Genomic DNA, 17,787 nt, shown 5'->3' on the forward strand with positions numbered 1-17,787 from the left:
ACCCGGCCCCGTGCGGCTACAACCACCCCAGTACTCAGGACCTGGGGCTGGAGGGCCCAGGCGCCGCCGCCCGGCCTATTATGGTGTATCCTGGTGTGGTGCTCCCGCCCGCGGGACGCCCGGCTCAGCCGCGCGCGGCGACGTACGTCTCGACGAAGTGCGTGTAGTTCGCGGCGACCTGCCGCCGGACCGCGTCCTCGTCGAGGGAGCCGTCCAGCCGGCCCTCGAGCGCGTCCCACCAGGTGCTGCGACCGATCGCGAAGCCGATGAAGCCCTCCACCGGCGCGGCCACCCGCAGCCACTCGTCGAGCTGGTCCTGCGGCGCGTGCCGTCCGAGGACGATGCACCTGCCGTCGCGGCCGTCGCGGCGCACGGTCGCCGCGACGCGCTCGGCGTCCTCCCTGGCCGCCAGCCCCTCGATCTTCCAGATCGCGGGCTCGACCCCGTGGTCCTGCAGGAACTCGATCGCCTGCACGGTGAGCGCCGGCCGGATCTCGCGGTCGTAGCGGTCCGTATCGCCGTCGACCCGGGCCAGATCCTCGTCCGTGGCCGGCACGAGCAGCTCGACGATGAAGTCGCGCCCCTCCCGGCGCGCCCACGCGGAGATCAGGGCGACCTTGCCCGCCTGCTCGGCCCGCTTGGCCGCGTCCGATCCCGGGTTGTCGCGGATCAGCACCTTCGGGTGATCGGCCCGGAAGAAGGAGGCGTGCTCCCGCCAGTCGTGACCGAACGCGAAGCCGAACCACTCCTGACCGCTCGCCTCGATCGGCATGGCGAGACTGATCCGCGGGTCCGCGGCGGCGAGCACCGCCGGGGAGGCGCCGTACTGCTCGTCCACGAGGAACCCGGGCCTGGTGCCCGCCGGCAGCCCCGGCACCGCGTCGAGCAGCCCGCGGTAGACGAGGAGTTTGTTCGCCGCGATGCTCGCCGCCTCCTCCGGCGAGGGGGCGGTGTCCAAGTCGTACAGCTTCTGCTCGATGCTGTCGCGCTGGTCCATGGCGAGGATGAAGAGGAGCGGCTCGGTCACCGCCCCATCGTGCGCGTCGTGCCCTGCACGTCGGTCGAGCGTCGGCTGGGTGCGCTGCGCCACGAGCGAGGCTCCTCCCGCCGGGGTGCAGGTGACGTCCGGGAGGGGTGTCGGTGCCGCGGATAGGATCTCGCGCATGCCTTCCGGTGATCGTCTCGTCTGGATCGACTGCGAGATGACCGGTCTCGACCTCGCGATCGACGAGCTCGTCGAGGTCGCGGTCGTCGTCACCGACTTCGAGCTGAACGTCCTCGACCCCGGTTTCGACGTGGTCATCAAGCCGTCGGAGGCCGCCAAGGCCCAGATGGGCGACGTGGTGGTCGGCATGCACACCGCCTCCGGTCTCCTGGAGGCGATGGAGGACGGGGTGACGCTCGCCGAGGCGCAGCGTCAGGTGCTCGAGTACCTGCGCCGGTTCGTGCCGCAGGCGGGCCAGGCGCCGCTCGCGGGGAACACGATCGGGACCGACCGCGGGTTCCTGATGAAGTACATGCCGGAGGTCGACGGCTTCCTGCACTACCGCAGCATCGACGTGTCCTCCATCAAGGAGCTCGCTCGCCGGTGGTACCCGCGGGTCTACTACAACGCGCCGCAGAAGCACGGCGGCCACCGCGCCCTCGCCGACATCCTCGAATCCGTCCGCGAGCTGGACTACTACCGCCGCACGGTCTTCGCGCCGCTGCCGGGCCCCAGCTCCGACGACGCGCAGGCCGCCGCGAACGAGGTGACCGCCGCGTTCTCGGGGTGAGTCGAAGCGTCTCCGAACGGCTACACTTCTTCAGGCCCGCGGGTTCCGCCGGGCGCGTGGTGGGCGTAGCTCAGTTGGTAGAGCGCTGGCTTGTGGTGCCGGAAGTCGCGGGTTCGAGTCCCGTCGTCCACCCCATCCTCTTCTGCTGCGACGCGGGGGTGGGCGCCCGCTACTCGCGGTGGCGCTTCCTCCGGTCCTCATAGGCCGGCAGCAGCAGCACGAGGGCCACGAGGCCCATCGCCCCGCCGATGAACGGGATCGCATCGAGGTCCTGGCCGGCCGAGAGCTGGATGACGATCCGGCCCGCACCGCCGAGCAGCAGGTAGACCGCCATCGCGACGTAGACCACGGTGATCGTCGCTCGCATACGGCAAGCCTGCGACCATTTCCCGAGTGCGCCCTCCTCGCCGCCTCAGGTCGCCTGGACGCGGACTCCTCCCCCTCTGGGAGATGCGGTCGAGATCGGCGCCGGGCACCTCGCCCCGCCGGGATCGGCCCGACGCGAAGTACCGTCAGGGACCATGCCGCACCTCCTCCACCTGGACTCCTCGATCGACCCCGACCGCTCCCGCACGCGCACCATCACGGCGGCGTTCGCCGCATCCTGGCGGGACCGCGGCGCCGACTTCTCCGTCACCCGGCGCGACCTCCACGCCACGCCGGTGCCGCACCTGACGAGCGCGGCGTCGCACTGGGCTCCCCGGCTGCGGCGCGAGGGCGAGGTGCCGCCGGCGGCAGAGGAGGCGCTGCAGCGCGAGCTGATCGACGAGCTCCTGGCGGCGGACGTGCTGCTCGTCGGTGCGCCCATGTACAACTACTCGCTGCCGTCGACGCTGAAGGCGTGGGTCGACCACATCCATGTGCCGGGGATCACGGCCCCGTTCGACACCGCCGAGCAACCGCTGGCCGGACGTCAGGCGGTCGTCGTGACCGCGCGCGGGGCGGTGTACGACGCGGGCACGCCCACGGAGGGCTGGGACCACACGGTGCCGCCGCTGCGGCTGATCCTCGGTGCGGCGCTCGGGATGGAGGTCGCACTGATCGAAGCGAACCTCACCCTCGCGGACACGGTCGCCGCGATGGCGGAGCAGCTGCCCCGGGCGGAGGCGGAGCTCGCAGCAGCGATCGAGCAGGCGCGCACCCTCGCGCGGTCGATCAACTCGTCGAGCGCCGGATGATCGCCGGTTTGAGCGCGGCCAGGGACCCGGCCCGGAGCGCGCCCCACCAGACCCCCGCGCCGTAGGCGAGGTCGTCCAGGCGCCGCGCGATCGCGAAGCGCACGGGGTCGAGATGGGCCGGGTTCCTGCGGTACTCGAGCGCGACGTCGACGAGTGCCGACACCAGCACCGCACGGCGCATCCGGCGCGACACCAGGCAGCCCACCAGCGCGACCGGCCACCAGTGCCGCAGGAGCAGCGCCATCGCCTGCGCTCCGGCGGACACCGCACCGGCACCGGCGAGCCGCATCCCCTCGACGACGGCGTGGTCGAGGGGGCGCAGCACGCGCGCGATGCGAGCGCCGGCCGTCGCCGCGACGAGCGCGGCGGCGAGCCAGGACCAGCGGCGCTGCAGGAGCAGCAGCACGACGAACGCCGCGCTCCACGGCGCGAGCACAGCGGGAGCGATGTAGTCGGGATGCCGCTCCGCGAGGCCCTGCGCGCCCGAGCCGTACACCGCCTTGCGGAGGAACCAGTCCAGGGGCGCCTCCCGGTGCTCGTGCCGCGCGACCGCGGTCGGCTCGTACCGCACCCGCCAGCCGGCGTCGACGAGTCGCCAGCCCAGGTCGACGTCCTCGCCGATGCGCAGCGTGCCGTCGAAGCCCATCGTCAGCGCCTCCCTGCGCGCCACGACGCAGGCCGTGGTCACCCAGGCCAGCGGCGACCTCGGGCGCACCGCGGCGGGATGGGGACCGAGATCGAGCGAGGAGCGGGTGTCCTCGAACCGTCCGAGCCAGCTGGGGCGGTCGCCGAGGCCCGCGATGCGCGGGGCCACCAGCGCGACCTCCGGGTCCGCGAAGTGCCTGAGCAGGATCGGAACCGTGTCGGGTTCGAGCACGATGTCGGAGTCGACGAACACCACGAACGGCGTCGCGGCCGCGGCGAGCCCCGCGTTGCGGGCGGCGGCCGGCCCGACGTTCACCGCGAGCGGCAGGACGGCCGCGCCGCGCCGTGCCGCGACGGCGGCGACCGCGCCGGGGTCGTGGGAGGCGTCGTCCACGACGACGACCTCGGCGCCTGGACCGATGCTCGCCAGCAGCCGGTCGAGCGCCTGTGGCCGGTCGCGGATCGGGATCACGTACGTCACGCTCGCGTCCTCCGGGGCGCGGAGCGTCGCCAGCTCCGGCTCCGCGAGCCCCCACTCCAGCAGTCGGTCCGCGAGCGCGGCCGCGGCGGGCGAGTCGATCCGGATCCTCCGCCCCTCGAGCATGGGTCGCGCTCGAGCGGTCAGGCGCACGAGCCGGGTCGGCGTGCCGCCGAGCAGCGCCGTGCCTCGCGAGACGACCCGCGTCCGCCTGCCGAGGAGCACGGCGGAACCGATCGGCAGCATCAGCCGCCGTCCCGCACGACGGCCGCCGCCCGGTCGATCATCGCCGCCAGGATGCGGGTCCCCTCCTCGGCCGATGCACCGGAGGGGTCGCCGAGGACGCCGTTTGGGCTCACCGCGCGCACCCCGGAGGCGCGCAGCTCCGGCAGCAGCTCCCGGACGGGGCGGACGTCACCCGCTTCGGCGCGCTCGACCCGCACGAGCGCGGGGGCGATGGTCAGGAGCAGCGAGGTCTCGGTGCGGCCCGCGTGCGCGTCGGCGTCCGGTACCGCGCACGGCACCCATCGGACGGCCCTGCCCTCCTCCACGAGCAACCGCGTCGCGGCGTCGACGGCGACGGCGTTGCCGCCGTGCCCGTTGACGAACACGACCGAGGCGGCCCAGAGGGTCGCGGACCGTCCGATCTCGACGAGCACGCTGCGCAGCACGTCGAGCCCGATCGAGAGCGTGCCGGGGAAGTCGGCGTGCTCGCCGCTGGCACCGTACGCGAGCGCCGGCGCGACGATCGCGCCCTCGATCCGATCGGCCAACCCGAGCGCGACGGCCTCGGCGACGAGGGCGTCCGTGCCGAGCGCGAGATGGGGCCCGTGCTGCTCGGTCGACCCGACGGGCACGAGCAGGACCGGCCGTTCCGGCACCTGCGGCCAGGTCGTGTCGCCGAGCCGGCGGTCCGGTGCCGTCATCTCAGCCGATCGGGTCCTTGGTCCGCGGGGTCGTGCGCCTGGCCGGCTGCTTCGGGCTCTCCGCGTCCGCCTGCACGCCGCCGCCGATCGTGCGACCGAACCCGGCCGGGATGACGAGGTCATCCGGCGAGAGCTCGTCGACGGAGCCGTGCCCCGTGCCGAGCACCGCGGAGTCGAGCCCTCCGCGCATGATGTCGAGGACATTCTCGACGCCGGCCTGTCCGTTGGCGGCGAGGCCCCACAGGTAGGCGCGGCCGATCATCACGGCCTTGGCGCCGAGCGCGAGCGCCTTCGCCACGTCGCCGCCGCGCCGGACGCCGCCGTCGAGCAGCACCTCCACCTGATCCCCCACCGCGTCCACGACCGAGGGGAGCGCCCGGATCGTCGCGGGCGTGGTGTCGAGGTTGTTGCCGCCGTGGTTCGACACGGAGATCGCGTCCACCCCCGCATCGACCGCCCGCTTCGCGTCGTCGACCCGCGTGATCCCCTTCAAGACGAACGAGCCGCCCCACTCCTGCCGCATCCACGCGACGTCCTCCCACGACGGGGGCGGGGTCTGCATCCACTCCGAGTAGGCACCGAAGAACGTGGGCGCGTCCCGGCCGGGCTCCTTCAGGTTCGGCGCCGTCAGGTCGGGCAGCTGCATGGTCTTCGCGAACCGGTAGAGCCACGCCGGGTGCGGGAGGACGTTCGGCGCGAACCGGACCATCGTCTTCAGGTCGAGCTTCTCCGGGATCGCGGGGCTCCCCCAGTCGCGGCCGTTCGAGAACGACCAGTCGAGCGTCGCGATCAGCGCCTTCGCCCCGGCGTTCCTGGCCCGGTTCATGCGCTGCACCATCTGGTCCCGGGTCCCGGTCCAGTACATCTGGAAGAGCGTGTTCTCGTTCGCCGCGACGACCTCCTCGACCGGCTTCGACGCGAACGAGCTGAGCCCCATGATCACGCCGCGGTTCTTGGCGGCGCGCGCCACGGCGACCTCCCCGTCCGGGTGCACGGCCTGCACGCCCGTCGGCGAGATCAGGACCGGCATCGCCGTCGGGATCCCGAGCACCGTCGTCGAGAGGTCGCGCTGCGCCTGATGTCCCGCGACGTGCGGCGCGAAGCCCAGCTCGGCGAACGCGCCGATGTTGTCGTCGATGGTCCGACCACGTTCCGAACCCGCGACGAGCGCGCCGTACACCGAGCTCGGCAGCTGCCGCTTGGCCCGCCGCTGCGCCTCCGCGACCGTCTCGAACCAGGGGTTCCTGAACATCACCGTTCCCTCCATCCCGTGCTCCTGCACACGGCTCCCTCATTCTGACACCCGGTGCCGTAAAGCTCGAGGCGTTCGTCAGACTCTCTGCCGGAACACGGCTGAGAGGGCCGGCGCCACGTCGAAGACCGTACTCACGGCCGCGAAGGATCCCCTCCCGATCCGCGCGAGCTCCCGGCCGAGCGCCGCGTCCTGCTCGCCCGTCGTGTCCAGCAGGACGTCGAGCCGGGGCAGGCGGCCGGCGAGCGGGCGCGGATCGGGGCCCGCGTTGTGCACGCAGTCGCTCAGCAGCACGACCCGCGCGTCCCGCGGCGGCGTCCCGGCGAGCTCCTTCGCGGCCAGCTCGAGGGGGAACGCGATGTTGGTGAGGCCGCGGGCCGGGAGGCGCAGCATCGCGTCCAGCAGGTCCAGCGGACGGACCGGGTCCCCGAGATGCGACAGGATCGCGGCGTCCGACCAGAACGCGATCACCGCGAGGCGGTCCTGCCCGAGCTCCGCGGCGAGCGCGCCCACGGTGGCCGCCGCGGTTCGCACGCGCTCGCCCTTCATGGATCCGGAGACGTCCACGAGCAGCACGACCGATCGTCGTGCCCGGATCCGCTCCCGCACCACGATGTCGTCGTCCTCCGGCACCGGACGCTCCGCGAGCACCTGCAGCGTCGCATCGAGGTCGATGTCGTCGCTGCCGCCCGTGTACGGCACGCTCGCCAGGCCGCCGGCACCGCGACGCGAGCGACGGTCGGCCTTCGGCTTCGGCACGGACAGCCGAGCGGCGATCTCGCGAGCCCTCGCGCGCACGAGCGGGTCGATCCCCGCCGCGTCGTCGGGCGCGGCGATCGACCCCTCCTCATCGGTGAAGCCGGCGCCGGCGCCGGAAGGCCGCTCGCGACCGTCCGGGCGTCCCGGCCGACCGGGCAGCGGCGCGCCGCCCCTGCCGCCGCCGGACGCGTCGAACGCGGTCGGTGCCTCGTCGAGCCGCTTCGGCTTGCGCCGGAGCGGAGCGAGCGCCTCCGGGCGGTCGCTCCGCCGGGTGATCGGCGAGTCCGCCTGCACCCTCCTTCAGCCCGGCTCCGCCTGGGCCGGCTCCAGGACGAAGCGGTCCTCCCAGATCTCGCGGAGCACCCGCTCCGGCGTCGTCTCAGCCGCCTCGTCGAGGTGGATGCGGCCCGAGAGCGCCACCGTCATCGCGTCGTAGAAGGTCTCGGCGTACTCCCCCGAGGCCTCGTCCTGCTCGCGCAGCTGCAGGAGCTTGTGCACGATGAGCGCCGTGTCGATCGCGCCGCGCACACTCGATCCCTGGCGGACGAACCGGTGCTCGCGGGTCGCCCTGGTCACCGCGACCGCGTCGGGGATCACCCGATCCGCGACCGCGCCGCCGAGTCCGGTGCGCAGGGCGACGATGCCCTCCTCCGCCGGACCGTCCTGGTAGTCGACGACGATGCGGTTCAACCGGTCGCTGACGGAGGTCGACAGCCGGGTCGTGCCGACGTTGTCAAAGGGGTTCATGGAGGCGATGACGCGGAACGTCGGCCGCGCTTCGATCAGGCCGACCCGCGGCACCTCGATGCGCCGGTCGGCCATCGCGGTCAGCAGCGTGTTGAGGGTGTCCTCCGGCGCCCGGTTCAGCTCCTCGATGTAGAGGAAGCCGCCCTGCCGCATCGCCTCCGCGAGCGGGCCCGGCACGAAGTTCTCAGCCGAGTAGTCCTCCCGCAGCACGCGGGCCGGGTTGTGGTGCCCGACCAGCTTCGACGGCGTGAGGTCCGCGTTGCCCTCGACGAAGAGGAGCGGGATGCCCCACTCCTCCGTGACGGCCTTGAGGATCGTCGTCTTGCTCGTGCCGGGCGGCCCCTCGAGCACGAGGTCGCGGCCGGACCCGACGGCCGCGAGCACGAGCTCCAGCTCGCGCTCGCGCCCGACGAGGCGCGAGGCGATCCGCCCGCGCGCCGCGGAGGCGGTGTCCGTCACTTGAGCGTCTGCCCCGCGTCGACCTTGAGCTGCAGCCCCGTGACGTACCGGGACTCGTCCGAAGCGAGCCAGAGGACCGCGTTCGAGATGTCCACCGGCTCCACCCATGGGATCGGCAGGGCGTTCATGGCGCCGAAGCGCTCACCGATCACGTCCTTCGTGCGCCCGTCCTCCGGGAGGTCCGGCGCGAAGAGCGCATAGGTCGCCGCGTTCTGGATCATGTCCGTGTCGACGCTCGTCGGGTGCACGCTGTTGACCCGGATCATGTCGGACGCGAGCTCGAGCGCGAGCGTCTTCATGAGGCCGACGACGCCGTGCTTCGCAGCGACGTAGTGCCCGATGTTCGGGATCGCGAGGATCCCCGCCGTCGAGCTCGTGAGGATCATCGAGCCGCCGCCGTTGGCCTTCAGATGCGGGATCGCGGCTTTCGCCGTGTGCCACACGCCCTTCAGGTTGACGTCGATCATGTCGTCGAACTCCGTCTCCGAGAGCTCGTCCATCGTGCCGAAGCTGAAGATGCCGGCGTTCGCGGAGACGATGTCGAGCTTCCCGAGCTCGGCGACGCCCTCATCGAGCGCGCCCTTCAGCGCGTCGTAGTCGCGCACGTCGGCCTTCTTGGCGACGATCCGCCGGTCGAGCGCCTCGATCTGCCGGACCGTCTCCTCGAGATCCGCCGGGCGAGCCATGTCGTACGGCACGCTCCCGATCTGGTCGACGAGGTCCACCGCGATGATGTCCGCGCCCTCCTGAGCCAGCCGCAGCGCGTGGCTGCGTCCCTGCCCGCGGGCCGCGCCCGTGACGAACGCGACCTTGCCTTCGACCCGTCCTGCCATGGTCGTGCTCCTTACTTCTTGTTGAGGAAGCCGGCGTCGACCGGGAGGGTCACACCGGTGATGTAGCGGCCCGCGTCGGAGACGAGGAACACGATCGCGTTCGAGATGTCGACCGGCTGCACCAGGTCGACCGGCAGCGCGTTCGCCATGGCCTGCCCCATCTGCGGGTCGGCCTGCAGGAACTCCTGCATGACGTCGTTCACGACCATCGGCGTGTTCACCCCCGTCGGATGGACGGTGTTGACGCGGATCGAGTGCTGGGCGAGCGTGTTCGCGTACGTGCGCATCAATCCGACGACGCCGTGCTTGGCCGCCGTGTATCCGATGCCGCCCGGGGTGTTGCCGCCGATCCCCGCGAGGCCGGCCGTCGAGCTGGTGAGGACGTACGCGCCGCCCTCGCCCCTGTCGATCATCGCCTGCTTCGACACCTCGACCGTGTGGTAGACGCCGGTCAGGTTGACGTCGATCACGTCCTGCCACTCCTGCGCCTGCGGACGCACCGACATCGGCGCGATGCCGGCGTTCGCCGACACGATCGTCGGCGCGCCGAGCTCGGCGACGCCGGCGTCGAACGCGGCCTGCAGCGCGTCGCGGTCGCGCACGTCCGCGACGCGCGTGACGATGCGCCGGTCGAGCGCCTCCACCTGCCGCTGCGTCTCGGCGAGGTCGTCGGGCGTCGCCATCGGATAGGGCACGGTGTCGATCTGTGCGGCGAGGTCGATCGCGATGATGTCGGCGCCCTCCTGCGCGAGCCGGACCGCGTGACTGCGACCCTGCCCGCGAGCGGCTCCGGTGATGAAGGCCACGCGGCCCTCGAGCTGTCCTGCCATGGTGTCGTTCCTTTCGTTCCCCGTCGCCTTCGGCGGGACGTGGATCAGTACTGGGTCGCGCCGGCGTCGACCGTCAGCTCCGTCGAGGTGATGTAGCGCGACTCGTCGGAGGCGAGGAACAGCACCGCGTTGGACTGGTCGACCGGCTCGGTGACCTGGATCGGGTAGAGGTTCGCGAGCATCCCGCCGAGCTGCGGATGGGCCTCGAGGAGCGGCCCGAACGGGTTCGGGTCCATCTGCCCCATCGGCGTGTCCACCCCCGTCGGGTGGATCGTGTTGACCCGGATGTGATGCTCGGCGAGCTCGGTGGCGAAGGCCCGCATGAGACCCACCACGCCGTGCTTCGCGGTCACGTACGCGGAGAGGAACGGCAGCCCCTTGATGCCCGCGACGGAGCTGGTGAGGATCATCGACCCGCCGCCCGCCGCGATGAGGTGGGGCGCGGTCGCGGTGATCGTGTTCCAGACCCCCTTGAGGTTCGTCGCGATCGTGTCGTCGAAGATCTGCTCGGTCGTGTCCTTCCAGTCCGCGATGATGCAGATGCCCGCGTTGGCCGCCACGATGTCGAGCCGGCCGAACTCGGCGACGCCCTCGTCCACGGCGGCCTTCAGCGCCGCCCGGTCACGGACGTCCGCCTGCTTGGCGACGATGCGCCGGTCGAGCGCCTCGACCTGTCGCACCGTCTCGGCGAGGTCCTCCGGCGTCGGCGACGGGTACTGCACCCCGGGCAGCGGCCCGGCGATGTCGATCGCGATGATGTCGGCGCCCTCCTGGGCGAGTCGGAGCGCGTGACTGCGCCCCTGCCCGCGGGCGGCACCGGTGATGAGGGCGACCTTGCCCTCGACCCTTCCTGACATGAGTCCTGCTTCTTCCTTCTCGTTCGGTCCTTGTGCCACCCGATGGGTCAGACGATGCCGGTCGCCGCGATGAGCGGGTTCCGCTCGGTCCCCGGGTTCGGGTTGTACCCGGGCTGCAGGAGGTGACCGCCGTCGACCGGCACGGAGATGCCCGTGACCGCGGCGGCGAGGTCGGAGTTCAGCCACAGCGCGGCGTCGGCGATGACGTGGGGCTGGAGCATTCCCGCGCCCTTCAGCGCGTGGAAGGAGCCGCCGGCGGCGATCAGGTCGGCCTCCGTGCCCTCGCCGGCGGGCTTGCCGGACATCATGTCCCAGGCGCCCTGCCAGGAGGTCATGGGCGTGAAGATCGCGCCGGGGTGCACCGCGTTGACCCGGATGCCGTACTTGGCGACCTCGAGGGCGATCGTCTTCATGACGCCGACGACACCGAACTTGGCCGCGCAGTAGTGCACGTAGTTCTCGCCCGGCTCGAGGCCGTTGATCGACGAGGTCATCACGATGGACCCGGACTGACGCTCGATCATGTGGGGCAGCACCGCCTTGGCTGCCTTCCAGACCCCGGTGAGGTTGACCGCGATCATGTCGTCCCACCACTCCTCCGGGAGCTCCCAGGAGGGGGCGAGCGAGAAGATGCCGGCGTTCGCGATGAGCGCGTCGATCTTGCCGAACTCGGCGATGCCCTTCGCAACCGCGTCGTCGAGGTCGGACTGCTTCCGGACGTCCCCGACGAGCGGCAGGATGCGGCGGTCGAGGGCCTCCACCTGCTTCACCGTCTCGTCGAAGTCGGCCTGCGTCGCCATCGGGTACGCCACGGATCCGATCTGCTCGAGGGTGTCGACGATGATCACGTCGGCGCCCTCGCGTGCGCTCACCAGCGCGTGCGCGCGGCCCTGGCCCCGGGATCCTCCGGTGATGAGGACGGTCTTGCCTTCGAGAAGCCCCATTGCTCGTTCTCCTTCGTATCGTGTCGTGATCGGGATGCGGTCACTTGACCGCGGCGCCGGCGTCCACCGGCAGCGGGACGCCGGTGATGTAGCGCGCGTCGTCCGACGCGAGGAACAGCACGGCGTTGGAGATGTCGATCGCCTCGACCCACGGGATCGGCAGCACGTTGATCGCCTGCGCCGCGACCGCCATGTCCTCCTGAGTCGGGTTCTCCACGTCGGGCCGGAACAGCCGGTAGGTGCCCTCGTTCATCACCATCGGGGTGTTCACCACCGTCGGGTGGATGGAATTGACCCGGATCATGTCCGGGCCCAGCTCGAGGGCGAGCGTCCGCATCAACCCGACCACGCCGTGCTTCGCGGAGACGTAGCCGCCGATGTTCGCCATCGCGAACAGGCCGGCGTCCGAGCTCGTGAGGATGATCGAGCCGCCGCGGCCGCCCGCCTTGATGTGCGGGATCGCAGCCTTCGCCGTGTGCCACACGCCGACGAGGTTGATGTCGACCGTGGTGCGGAACGATGCGTCCGGCATGTCCTCGGCGGTCGCCGGCTCGGGGTTGATCCCCGCGTTCGCGCTGACGATGTCGAGGCGCCCGAATTCCATGACGCCTGCGTCGACGACGCGCTTGACGGCGTCGTAGTCGCGGACGTCCGCCTGCTCGAAGTGGATCCGGCGATCGAGCGCCTCGACCTGGCGGATCGTCTCGTCGCGATCCGCCTCGGTCGCGCCCTCCGCCACGGAGAAATCGAGCTTCTCGAGAATGTCGAAGGCGATGATGTCCGCGCCCTCCTGGGCGAGACGGACCGCGTGGCTGCGACCCTGGCCGCGAGCGGCTCCGGAGATGAGGGCGACCTTGCCCTCGAGCTTGCCTGGCATGGTTCCTGTTCTCCTTCTACTTCAGCGTGTAGCCGGCGTCGACCTTGAGCTCGAGACCGGTGATGTACCGCGACTCGTCGGATGCGAGGAAGAGCACGGCGTTCGAGATGTCGACCGGCTCGACCCACGGCACGGGGAGGGCGTTCGTGGTCCGGAACACCTCCTCCGCCTGCTCGTCGGTCGGGTGCGGCGTATCGGGGAGGAAGAGGCGGTAGGTCGCCTCGTTCCGGATCATCTGCGTGTTCACCCCCGTCGGGTGCACCGTGTTCACCCGGATGGAGAAGGGTGCGAGCTCGAGCGCGAGCGTCCGCATGATGCCGACGACCGCGTGCTTGCTCGCCGTGTAGGCGGCGACGTTCGGCGTGCCCATGAGCCCGGCGGTCGAGCTGGTGAGCACGATCGAGCCGCCCGTGCCCTGCGCCTTCAGGTGCGGGATCGCCGCTTTCGCGGTGTGCCACACCCCTTTCGCGTTGATGTCGTTGACGGTGTCCCAGTCGTCGTCGGCGACCTCCTCCGTCTTGTCCCCGAACTGGAAGATGCCGGCGTTCGCGCTGACGACGTCGACGTGCCCGAGCTCGGCCACCCCGTCGTCGAGCGCCGACTTCAGGGCGGCGTAGTCGCGGACGTCCGCCTTCCGGGCGACGATCCGCCGATCGAGCGCCTCGACCTGCCGCACCGTCTCGTCGAGGTCCGCCTGCGAGGCACCGGGGTAGAACCGGTCCATCCCCTCGATCGGTTCCGCCGCGTCGACCGCGATGATGTCGGCGCCCTCCTGCGCGAGCCGGATCGCGTGGCTCCTGCCCTGTCCGCGTGCCGCTCCTGTGATGAAGGCGACCTTGCCTTCCACCCGTCCCGCCATGGGGATGGCCTTCTTCCTGTCCTCTCGTTCCGCCGGCTCGTGGGCCGGTGCCGTGCGGTGCGCGCGCGGGCGTGATCGGTCGCGGGGCCGCCTCGTGCGGGCCCCGATGGGTCATGCGGTGCTAGCGGGCGGCGAAGCCCGCCAAGGGGTCCTCCTCGCAGTCGGCGGGCGTCAGCGCCACCGTGCCGTCTCGCCGCGACAAGGTCAGCCGGATGGGCCCCATCCCGTTCTTCGGCGGCCTTGCGCCCTGGTGGGTGTGGTCGATCGAGGACTTCGGCAGGGCGTTCTTCTGGTCCTTGACCTTGAGCAGCGCCTGCTCCCCGTAGCCCTGCACGCACTCCGGGTCCGGGCCGTCGAGCGGCAGCCCGGTGAAGAACTTCGCGGCCATGCAGCCGCCCTTGCAGGTGTCGAAGAAGGCGCACGAGGAGCACGCGCCCCCGGACTGCGGCTCCCGCAGCTTCAGGAACAGCTCGGACTCCCGCCAGACCCGGGCGAATCCGCCCTCGGCGCGGATGTTGCCCGCCCTGAACTCGTCGTGGATCGCGAACGGGCACGCGTACACGTCCCCCACCGGGTCGATGAGGCACACGACCCGGCCGGCCCCGCACAGGTTCAGCCCTGGCAGCGCCTGCCCGTACGCGGAGAGGTGGAAGAACGAGTCCCCGGTCAGCACGCCGTCGCCGTGCGCGACGAGCCAGTCGTAGAGCATGCGCTGCTGCGCGGGCTCCGGATGCAGGTCGTCCCACACGTCCGCGCCGCGCCCGGAGGGGCGGAGGCGGGTGAGGCGCAGCTGCGCACCGAACCGGTCGGCGATCGCCTTGAACTCGTCGAGCTGCGGGATGTTCTGCCGCGTGCAGACCACCGAGATCTTGAAGTTCTTCATCCCGGCGTCGGAGAGGTGCTGCAGCGCCCGCAGCGCGGTCTCGTACGACTTCGGGCCCCGGATCGGATCGTTCACCTCCGCCGTGGCTCCGTCCAGCGAGATCTGCACGTCGACGTAGTCGTTCGCGGCGAGCCGGGCTGCGACCTCCGGCGTGATCTTCACCCCGTTGGTGGAGAACTTCACGCCCACGTGATGCGCGGTGGCGTAGTCCAGGAGCTCCCAGAAGTCGGGACGCACCGTCGGCTCGCCACCGCCGATGTTCACGTAGAAGACCTGCATCCGCTCCAGCTCGTCGATGACGCCCTTGGCCTCCTCCGTCGTCAGCTCCCGCGGATCACGCCGCCCCGAGCTCGACAGGCAGTGCACGCAGGAGAGGTTGCAGGCGTACGTCAGCTCCCACGTCAGACAGATCGGTGCGTCCAGCCCGTACTCGAACAGGTCCACCAACCGCTGGGGCTGCACCGGCGGCGGCGCCGGCAGCACCGCGGTCACGCCGCCACCTCGGCCGGTGCGACCTCGACCAGCATCGAGGAGGCCGCGAGGGCACCGAGCGCCCGCCCGTACCGCGCCTCCTGGTCCCCCGGCACACCGGCCGCCCGGCACACCTCCCTGGCGGTCCTAACCCCGTCCAGCCCCTCCACCACCGACAGCAGCAACCGCTCCTTCAGGAACGACAGCTTCCGCGTCTCGAAGTGGTAGACGAGCGCCCCGAAGGGCTCAGGACGGATCGAGACCCGCGGGTGGACGCGCCAGGCGCGGTCCAGATCGAACGCACCCGCCGGCATCAGTAGACGCCGCACATGCCGTCGATCGACACCTCTTCGACCAGGTCGTCCTGCTCGATGACGGTGCTCAGGTCCTCCGGGGCAGACGATTCGGGTTCGTTCATGGGACGCTCCTCCTACGACGGTTCGGCAACACTGACGTCCGTCCGGCGATCGCCGGGCGACCACTCGGCAGACTAATGACACCGGGTGCCGATGGAAAGGGGGAACGGTGTGAGCGACGATCCGGTTCGCCCTGAAACCCCTCAGAGACTCGGACGACAGCCGGTCACCACGGTCGCGGAGCTCAGCCACATCGGGCTCGAGCTGTTCATCCGCAACGGCTTCGACGCCACGACGGTGGACGACATCGCGGAGGCGGCCGGGATCGGCAGGCGGACCTTCTTCCGCTACTTCTCGTCGAAGAACGACCTGCCGTGGGGCGACTTCGACGGGCTCATCGCGGCCATGCGCGACCACCTCATGGCGCTGCCGCCCGACGTGCCGCTGCGGCAGGCGATCCGCGACGCGGTGCTGCGCTTCAACGAGTTCCCGGACGTCGAGGTCTCCTACCACCGGCAGCGGATGACGCTCCTGCTCACGGTGCCGACGCTGGTGGGGCACTCGACCCTGCGGTTCGCCGCGTGGCGGCAGGCGGTGGCCGGATTCGTCGCGAGCCGGCTCGGCCTCGATCCGGACGACCTCGTGCCCAAGACGATCGCGTACACGTACCTCGCGGTGTCGATCGCGGCGTACGAGCGCTGGCTGCTCGTGCCGGACGCCGTGCTGACGGATCTGCTCGCGGAGGCGCTCGACGACCTCGGCGATGCGTTCGGAGGCGTGGCGGGCGCGTGACGGGATACGACGTCATCGTCGTGGGAGGCGGCACGGCGGGAGCGGTGCTCGCCGCCCGGCTGTCCGAGGACCCGAGCCGGTGCGTGCTGCTGCTCGAGGCCGGCCCGGCCCCGCAGGACCTCGCCCGGATCCCGACGGCGCTGCTCGACGCGGGCCGCGTGCCCGGGGCCCGGGCGGGCGATCCGTCGAGCTGGTGGTACCCGGCTCGGCTGACGGCGGACCGCGACTGGCGCGTGTCCCGCGGACGGACGCTCGGCGGGTCGACCGCGACGAACGGCGCCGCGTTCGTGCGGCCGCGGCGCACGGACTTCGACCGGTGGTCGGCGGACGGCGATGCACTGTGGTCCTGGGACCGCGTGCTCCCTGCACTGCTCGCCCTCGAGCGGGACCTCGATCTCGGCGCCTCCCCCGTGCACGGCGACCGCGGGCCCGTGCCGGTGCGTCGGGGTCGGCTGGACGCACCGGCCGCCGCCGCCTTCGTCGACGCCGCTCTGGACGCCGGTCATCCGGTGGAGGCCGACAAGAACGACGAGGGCGCACCCGGGGTCGGGCCGGTGCCGTCGAACGCGATCGACGGTGTGCGCTGGAGCACGGCGCTCACCCACCTGCTCTGGGCGATCGGCCGCCCGAACCTCACCGTGCTGGGCGGCGCCGCGGTCTCCCGGGTCCGGATCGCGCGGAGCCGCGCGATCGGCGTGCAACTCGAGTCCGGCACATCCGTCGACGGCGACCTCGTCGTGCTCGCCGCGGGCGCGCTCGCGTCGCCCGCGCTCCTCCAGCGGTCCGGGATCGGCCCGGCGACCGTGCTGCTGGACGCCGGCGTCCCGGTCGAGGTGGATGCGCCGGGCGTCGGCGCCGCCTTCGGCGATCACCCGCAGGTCGTGCTCGAGTGGCGCCCACCCGAACCCGCGCCACGACCGGTCGGGGCGTGGATGGGGGCCGCCCTGCACACCGCCGACGGGGTGGAGGTGCTGCAGTCCCTCCGGCCGATGGCCGCCCTCATGGGCGGCGCGGACCAGGCAGGCGACCCGCTGCCGCTCCTGATCTCGGCGCATCCGTCGACGCCGACGGGACGGCTGCGCATCCGGTCGGCGGATCCCGCGACGCCCGCGAGGATCGAGTTCGGCTACCTCGACGAGGGGGCGAGGGATCGGCTGCGGGCCGGAGTGCGGACGGCGGCGGACGTCGTCTCCCGGATCCCGGGGGCCGCGCTCCTGCACGTGGACCGCCCGACGCTGCAGGACGACCGGGCACTCGACGAATGGGTCCTCGCCCGGCTCGGCACGGCGCTGCACACCTGCGCGACCGTGCCGTTCCGCCTCCCAGACGGCGCGCCGGGGCCGGTGGACGAGATCGGGCGCGTGCGTGGCGTGTCCGGCCTCCGCGTCGCCGACACCTCGATCCTGCCGACCGTCCCCCTCCGGGGCCCCGCCCTCGCGGCGGTGCTCATCGGCGAACTCGTCGCCGCCTCGCTGCGCTGAAGCGCCGCTTCGGCGAAGATCGAGCGGTGCCGATCCAGCTGTCCGCCGAGGAGTTCGAACGGATCGTCGAGGAGCAGCTCGACGCCCTGCCCGACGACGTCGTCGACGGGCTCGAGAACGTCGCGTTCGTGGTCGAGGACGCGCCCGCCGACGGCGAGGACCTCCTGGGGCGGTACGACGGGGTGGCTCTCACCCGTCGCGGGCAGTACGGCTTCGGGGAGCTGCCCGACCGGATCGTGGTCTTCCGGCTCCCGCACCTCGCCTCGGTCGACTCGCTCGACGAGCTCCGGACCGAGATCCGGACGACGCTCGTGCACGAGATCGGCCACTACTTCGGCCTCGACGACGACCGCCTCCACGACCTCGGCTGGGCGTAGCCCTCCGG

The 17,787-nt window shown here is 71.8% G+C and carries 21 protein-coding genes and 1 tRNA gene; 6 read left to right on the forward strand and 16 right to left on the reverse strand.

What is annotated here, in order from left to right; translation table 11 throughout:
* Positions 1–124 precede the first annotated feature (124 nt).
* Positions 125–1,027 (reverse strand): 2-deoxy-5-keto-D-gluconate 6-phosphate aldolase domain-containing protein, encoded by a 903-nt coding sequence (locus ACTHLI_RS10455; RefSeq protein ID WP_440183364.1) that lies wholly within the window; start codon positions 1,025–1,027, stop codon positions 125–127.
* A gap of 136 nt (positions 1,028–1,163) precedes the next feature.
* Between ACTHLI_RS10455 and orn the strand changes: the two genes are divergently transcribed.
* Together orn and ACTHLI_RS10465 are read left to right on the forward strand one after the other, a co-directional pair.
* Positions 1,164–1,775 carry an oligoribonuclease gene (gene orn, locus ACTHLI_RS10460; RefSeq protein WP_440183366.1) on the forward strand — a complete coding sequence of 204 codons (612 nt, stop codon included), beginning with the start codon at positions 1,164–1,166 and terminating at the stop codon, positions 1,773–1,775.
* A 59-nt stretch (positions 1,776–1,834) separates the two neighbouring features.
* A tRNA-His gene (locus tag ACTHLI_RS10465) sits at positions 1,835–1,910 on the forward strand.
* A gap of 34 nt (positions 1,911–1,944) precedes the next feature.
* On the opposite strand, the gene ACTHLI_RS10470 is transcribed toward ACTHLI_RS10465, so the two are convergent.
* Complete coding sequence (locus tag ACTHLI_RS10470; protein WP_440183367.1) at positions 1,945–2,142, reverse strand: hypothetical protein; 198 nt, start codon at positions 2,140–2,142, stop codon at positions 1,945–1,947.
* 154 nt (positions 2,143–2,296) lie between these two features.
* Here ACTHLI_RS10470 and ACTHLI_RS10475 point away from each other — a divergent pair, with 154 nt between their 5' ends.
* Positions 2,297–2,953 (forward strand): FMN-dependent NADH-azoreductase, encoded by a 657-nt coding sequence (locus tag ACTHLI_RS10475; RefSeq protein WP_440183369.1) that lies wholly within the window; start codon positions 2,297–2,299, stop codon positions 2,951–2,953.
* On the opposite strand, the gene mftF is transcribed toward ACTHLI_RS10475, so the two are convergent.
* The 14 genes from mftF to mftA all read right to left on the reverse strand — a co-directional run bounded on the left by mftF (position 2,931) and on the right by mftA (position 15,191).
* Complete coding sequence (gene mftF, locus ACTHLI_RS10480) at positions 2,931–4,322, reverse strand: mycofactocin biosynthesis glycosyltransferase MftF (RefSeq protein ID WP_440183371.1); 1,392 nt, start codon at positions 4,320–4,322, stop codon at positions 2,931–2,933. The two genes, ACTHLI_RS10475 and mftF, sit on opposite strands and share 23 nt — an antisense overlap.
* The gene (gene mftE, locus ACTHLI_RS10485; protein WP_440183373.1) at positions 4,322–5,002 is read right to left on the reverse strand and encodes a mycofactocin biosynthesis peptidyl-dipeptidase MftE; all 681 of its coding nucleotides are present in this window, start codon (positions 5,000–5,002) and stop codon (positions 4,322–4,324) included. Before mftE ends, mftF begins: the two co-directional genes overlap by 1 nt.
* A 1-nt stretch (position 5,003) precedes the next feature.
* The gene (mftD, locus tag ACTHLI_RS10490; protein ID WP_440183375.1) at positions 5,004–6,269 is read right to left on the reverse strand and encodes a pre-mycofactocin synthase MftD; all 1,266 of its coding nucleotides are present in this window, start codon (positions 6,267–6,269) and stop codon (positions 5,004–5,006) included.
* Between the two features lie 63 nt (positions 6,270–6,332).
* Positions 6,333–7,307 (reverse strand): vWA domain-containing protein, encoded by a 975-nt coding sequence (locus tag ACTHLI_RS10495; RefSeq protein WP_440183377.1) that lies wholly within the window; start codon positions 7,305–7,307, stop codon positions 6,333–6,335.
* A 6-nt stretch (positions 7,308–7,313) separates the two neighbouring features.
* Positions 7,314–8,219 carry an AAA family ATPase gene (locus tag ACTHLI_RS10500; protein ID WP_440183379.1) on the reverse strand — a complete coding sequence of 302 codons (906 nt, stop codon included), beginning with the start codon at positions 8,217–8,219 and terminating at the stop codon, positions 7,314–7,316.
* Positions 8,216–9,052 (reverse strand): mycofactocin-coupled SDR family oxidoreductase, encoded by an 837-nt coding sequence (locus tag ACTHLI_RS10505; protein WP_440183381.1) that lies wholly within the window; start codon positions 9,050–9,052, stop codon positions 8,216–8,218. Before ACTHLI_RS10505 ends, ACTHLI_RS10500 begins: the two co-directional genes overlap by 4 nt.
* An 11-nt stretch (positions 9,053–9,063) precedes the next feature.
* A complete protein-coding gene (locus ACTHLI_RS10510) occupies positions 9,064–9,882 on the reverse strand; it encodes a mycofactocin-coupled SDR family oxidoreductase (RefSeq protein WP_440183383.1) in 819 nt (272 codons plus the stop codon).
* Between the two features lie 44 nt (positions 9,883–9,926).
* A complete protein-coding gene (locus ACTHLI_RS10515; protein ID WP_440183384.1) occupies positions 9,927–10,739 on the reverse strand; it encodes a mycofactocin-coupled SDR family oxidoreductase in 813 nt (270 codons plus the stop codon).
* A 47-nt stretch (positions 10,740–10,786) separates the two neighbouring features.
* Positions 10,787–11,683, reverse strand: a complete 897-nt coding sequence (locus ACTHLI_RS10520) for a mycofactocin-coupled SDR family oxidoreductase (protein WP_440183386.1) — start codon at positions 11,681–11,683, stop codon at positions 10,787–10,789.
* Positions 11,684–11,723: 40 nt separating this feature from the next.
* Entirely contained in the window at positions 11,724–12,560 is an 837-nt protein-coding gene (locus tag ACTHLI_RS10525) for a mycofactocin-coupled SDR family oxidoreductase (RefSeq protein WP_440183387.1), read from the reverse strand.
* A 16-nt stretch (positions 12,561–12,576) separates the two neighbouring features.
* Entirely contained in the window at positions 12,577–13,419 is an 843-nt protein-coding gene (locus ACTHLI_RS10530; protein WP_440183389.1) for a mycofactocin-coupled SDR family oxidoreductase, read from the reverse strand.
* A 121-nt stretch (positions 13,420–13,540) separates the two neighbouring features.
* Entirely contained in the window at positions 13,541–14,794 is a 1,254-nt protein-coding gene (gene mftC, locus ACTHLI_RS10535; protein WP_440183391.1) for a mycofactocin radical SAM maturase, read from the reverse strand.
* The gene (mftB, locus tag ACTHLI_RS10540) at positions 14,791–15,087 is read right to left on the reverse strand and encodes a mycofactocin biosynthesis chaperone MftB (RefSeq protein ID WP_440183393.1); all 297 of its coding nucleotides are present in this window, start codon (positions 15,085–15,087) and stop codon (positions 14,791–14,793) included. Before mftB ends, mftC begins: the two co-directional genes overlap by 4 nt.
* Positions 15,087–15,191: a mycofactocin precursor MftA gene (mftA, locus tag ACTHLI_RS10545; protein ID WP_440183395.1), complete on the reverse strand. Its 105-nt coding sequence runs from the start codon at positions 15,189–15,191 to the stop codon at positions 15,087–15,089. The genes mftB and mftA overlap by 1 nt, the downstream gene beginning before the upstream one ends.
* A 109-nt stretch (positions 15,192–15,300) precedes the next feature.
* Between mftA and mftR the strand changes: the two genes are divergently transcribed.
* The 3 genes from mftR to ACTHLI_RS10560 are packed head-to-tail and all read left to right on the forward strand — an operon-like array spanning position 15,301 to position 17,779.
* Positions 15,301–15,921, forward strand: coding sequence for a mycofactocin system transcriptional regulator (gene mftR, locus ACTHLI_RS10550; protein ID WP_440183397.1), 621 nt, complete (start codon positions 15,301–15,303; stop codon positions 15,919–15,921).
* Positions 15,918–17,402: a mycofactocin dehydrogenase MftG gene (gene mftG, locus ACTHLI_RS10555; protein ID WP_440183399.1), complete on the forward strand. Its 1,485-nt coding sequence runs from the start codon at positions 15,918–15,920 to the stop codon at positions 17,400–17,402. Before mftR ends, mftG begins: the two co-directional genes overlap by 4 nt.
* Positions 17,403–17,434: 32 nt before the next feature.
* Entirely contained in the window at positions 17,435–17,779 is a 345-nt protein-coding gene (locus ACTHLI_RS10560) for a metallopeptidase family protein (RefSeq protein WP_440183428.1), read from the forward strand.
* The last annotated feature ends 8 nt before the right edge of the window (positions 17,780–17,787 follow it).

Source organism: Amnibacterium sp. (assembly GCF_051956055.1).
Taxonomy (GTDB): Bacteria; Actinomycetota; Actinomycetes; order Actinomycetales; family Microbacteriaceae; genus Amnibacterium.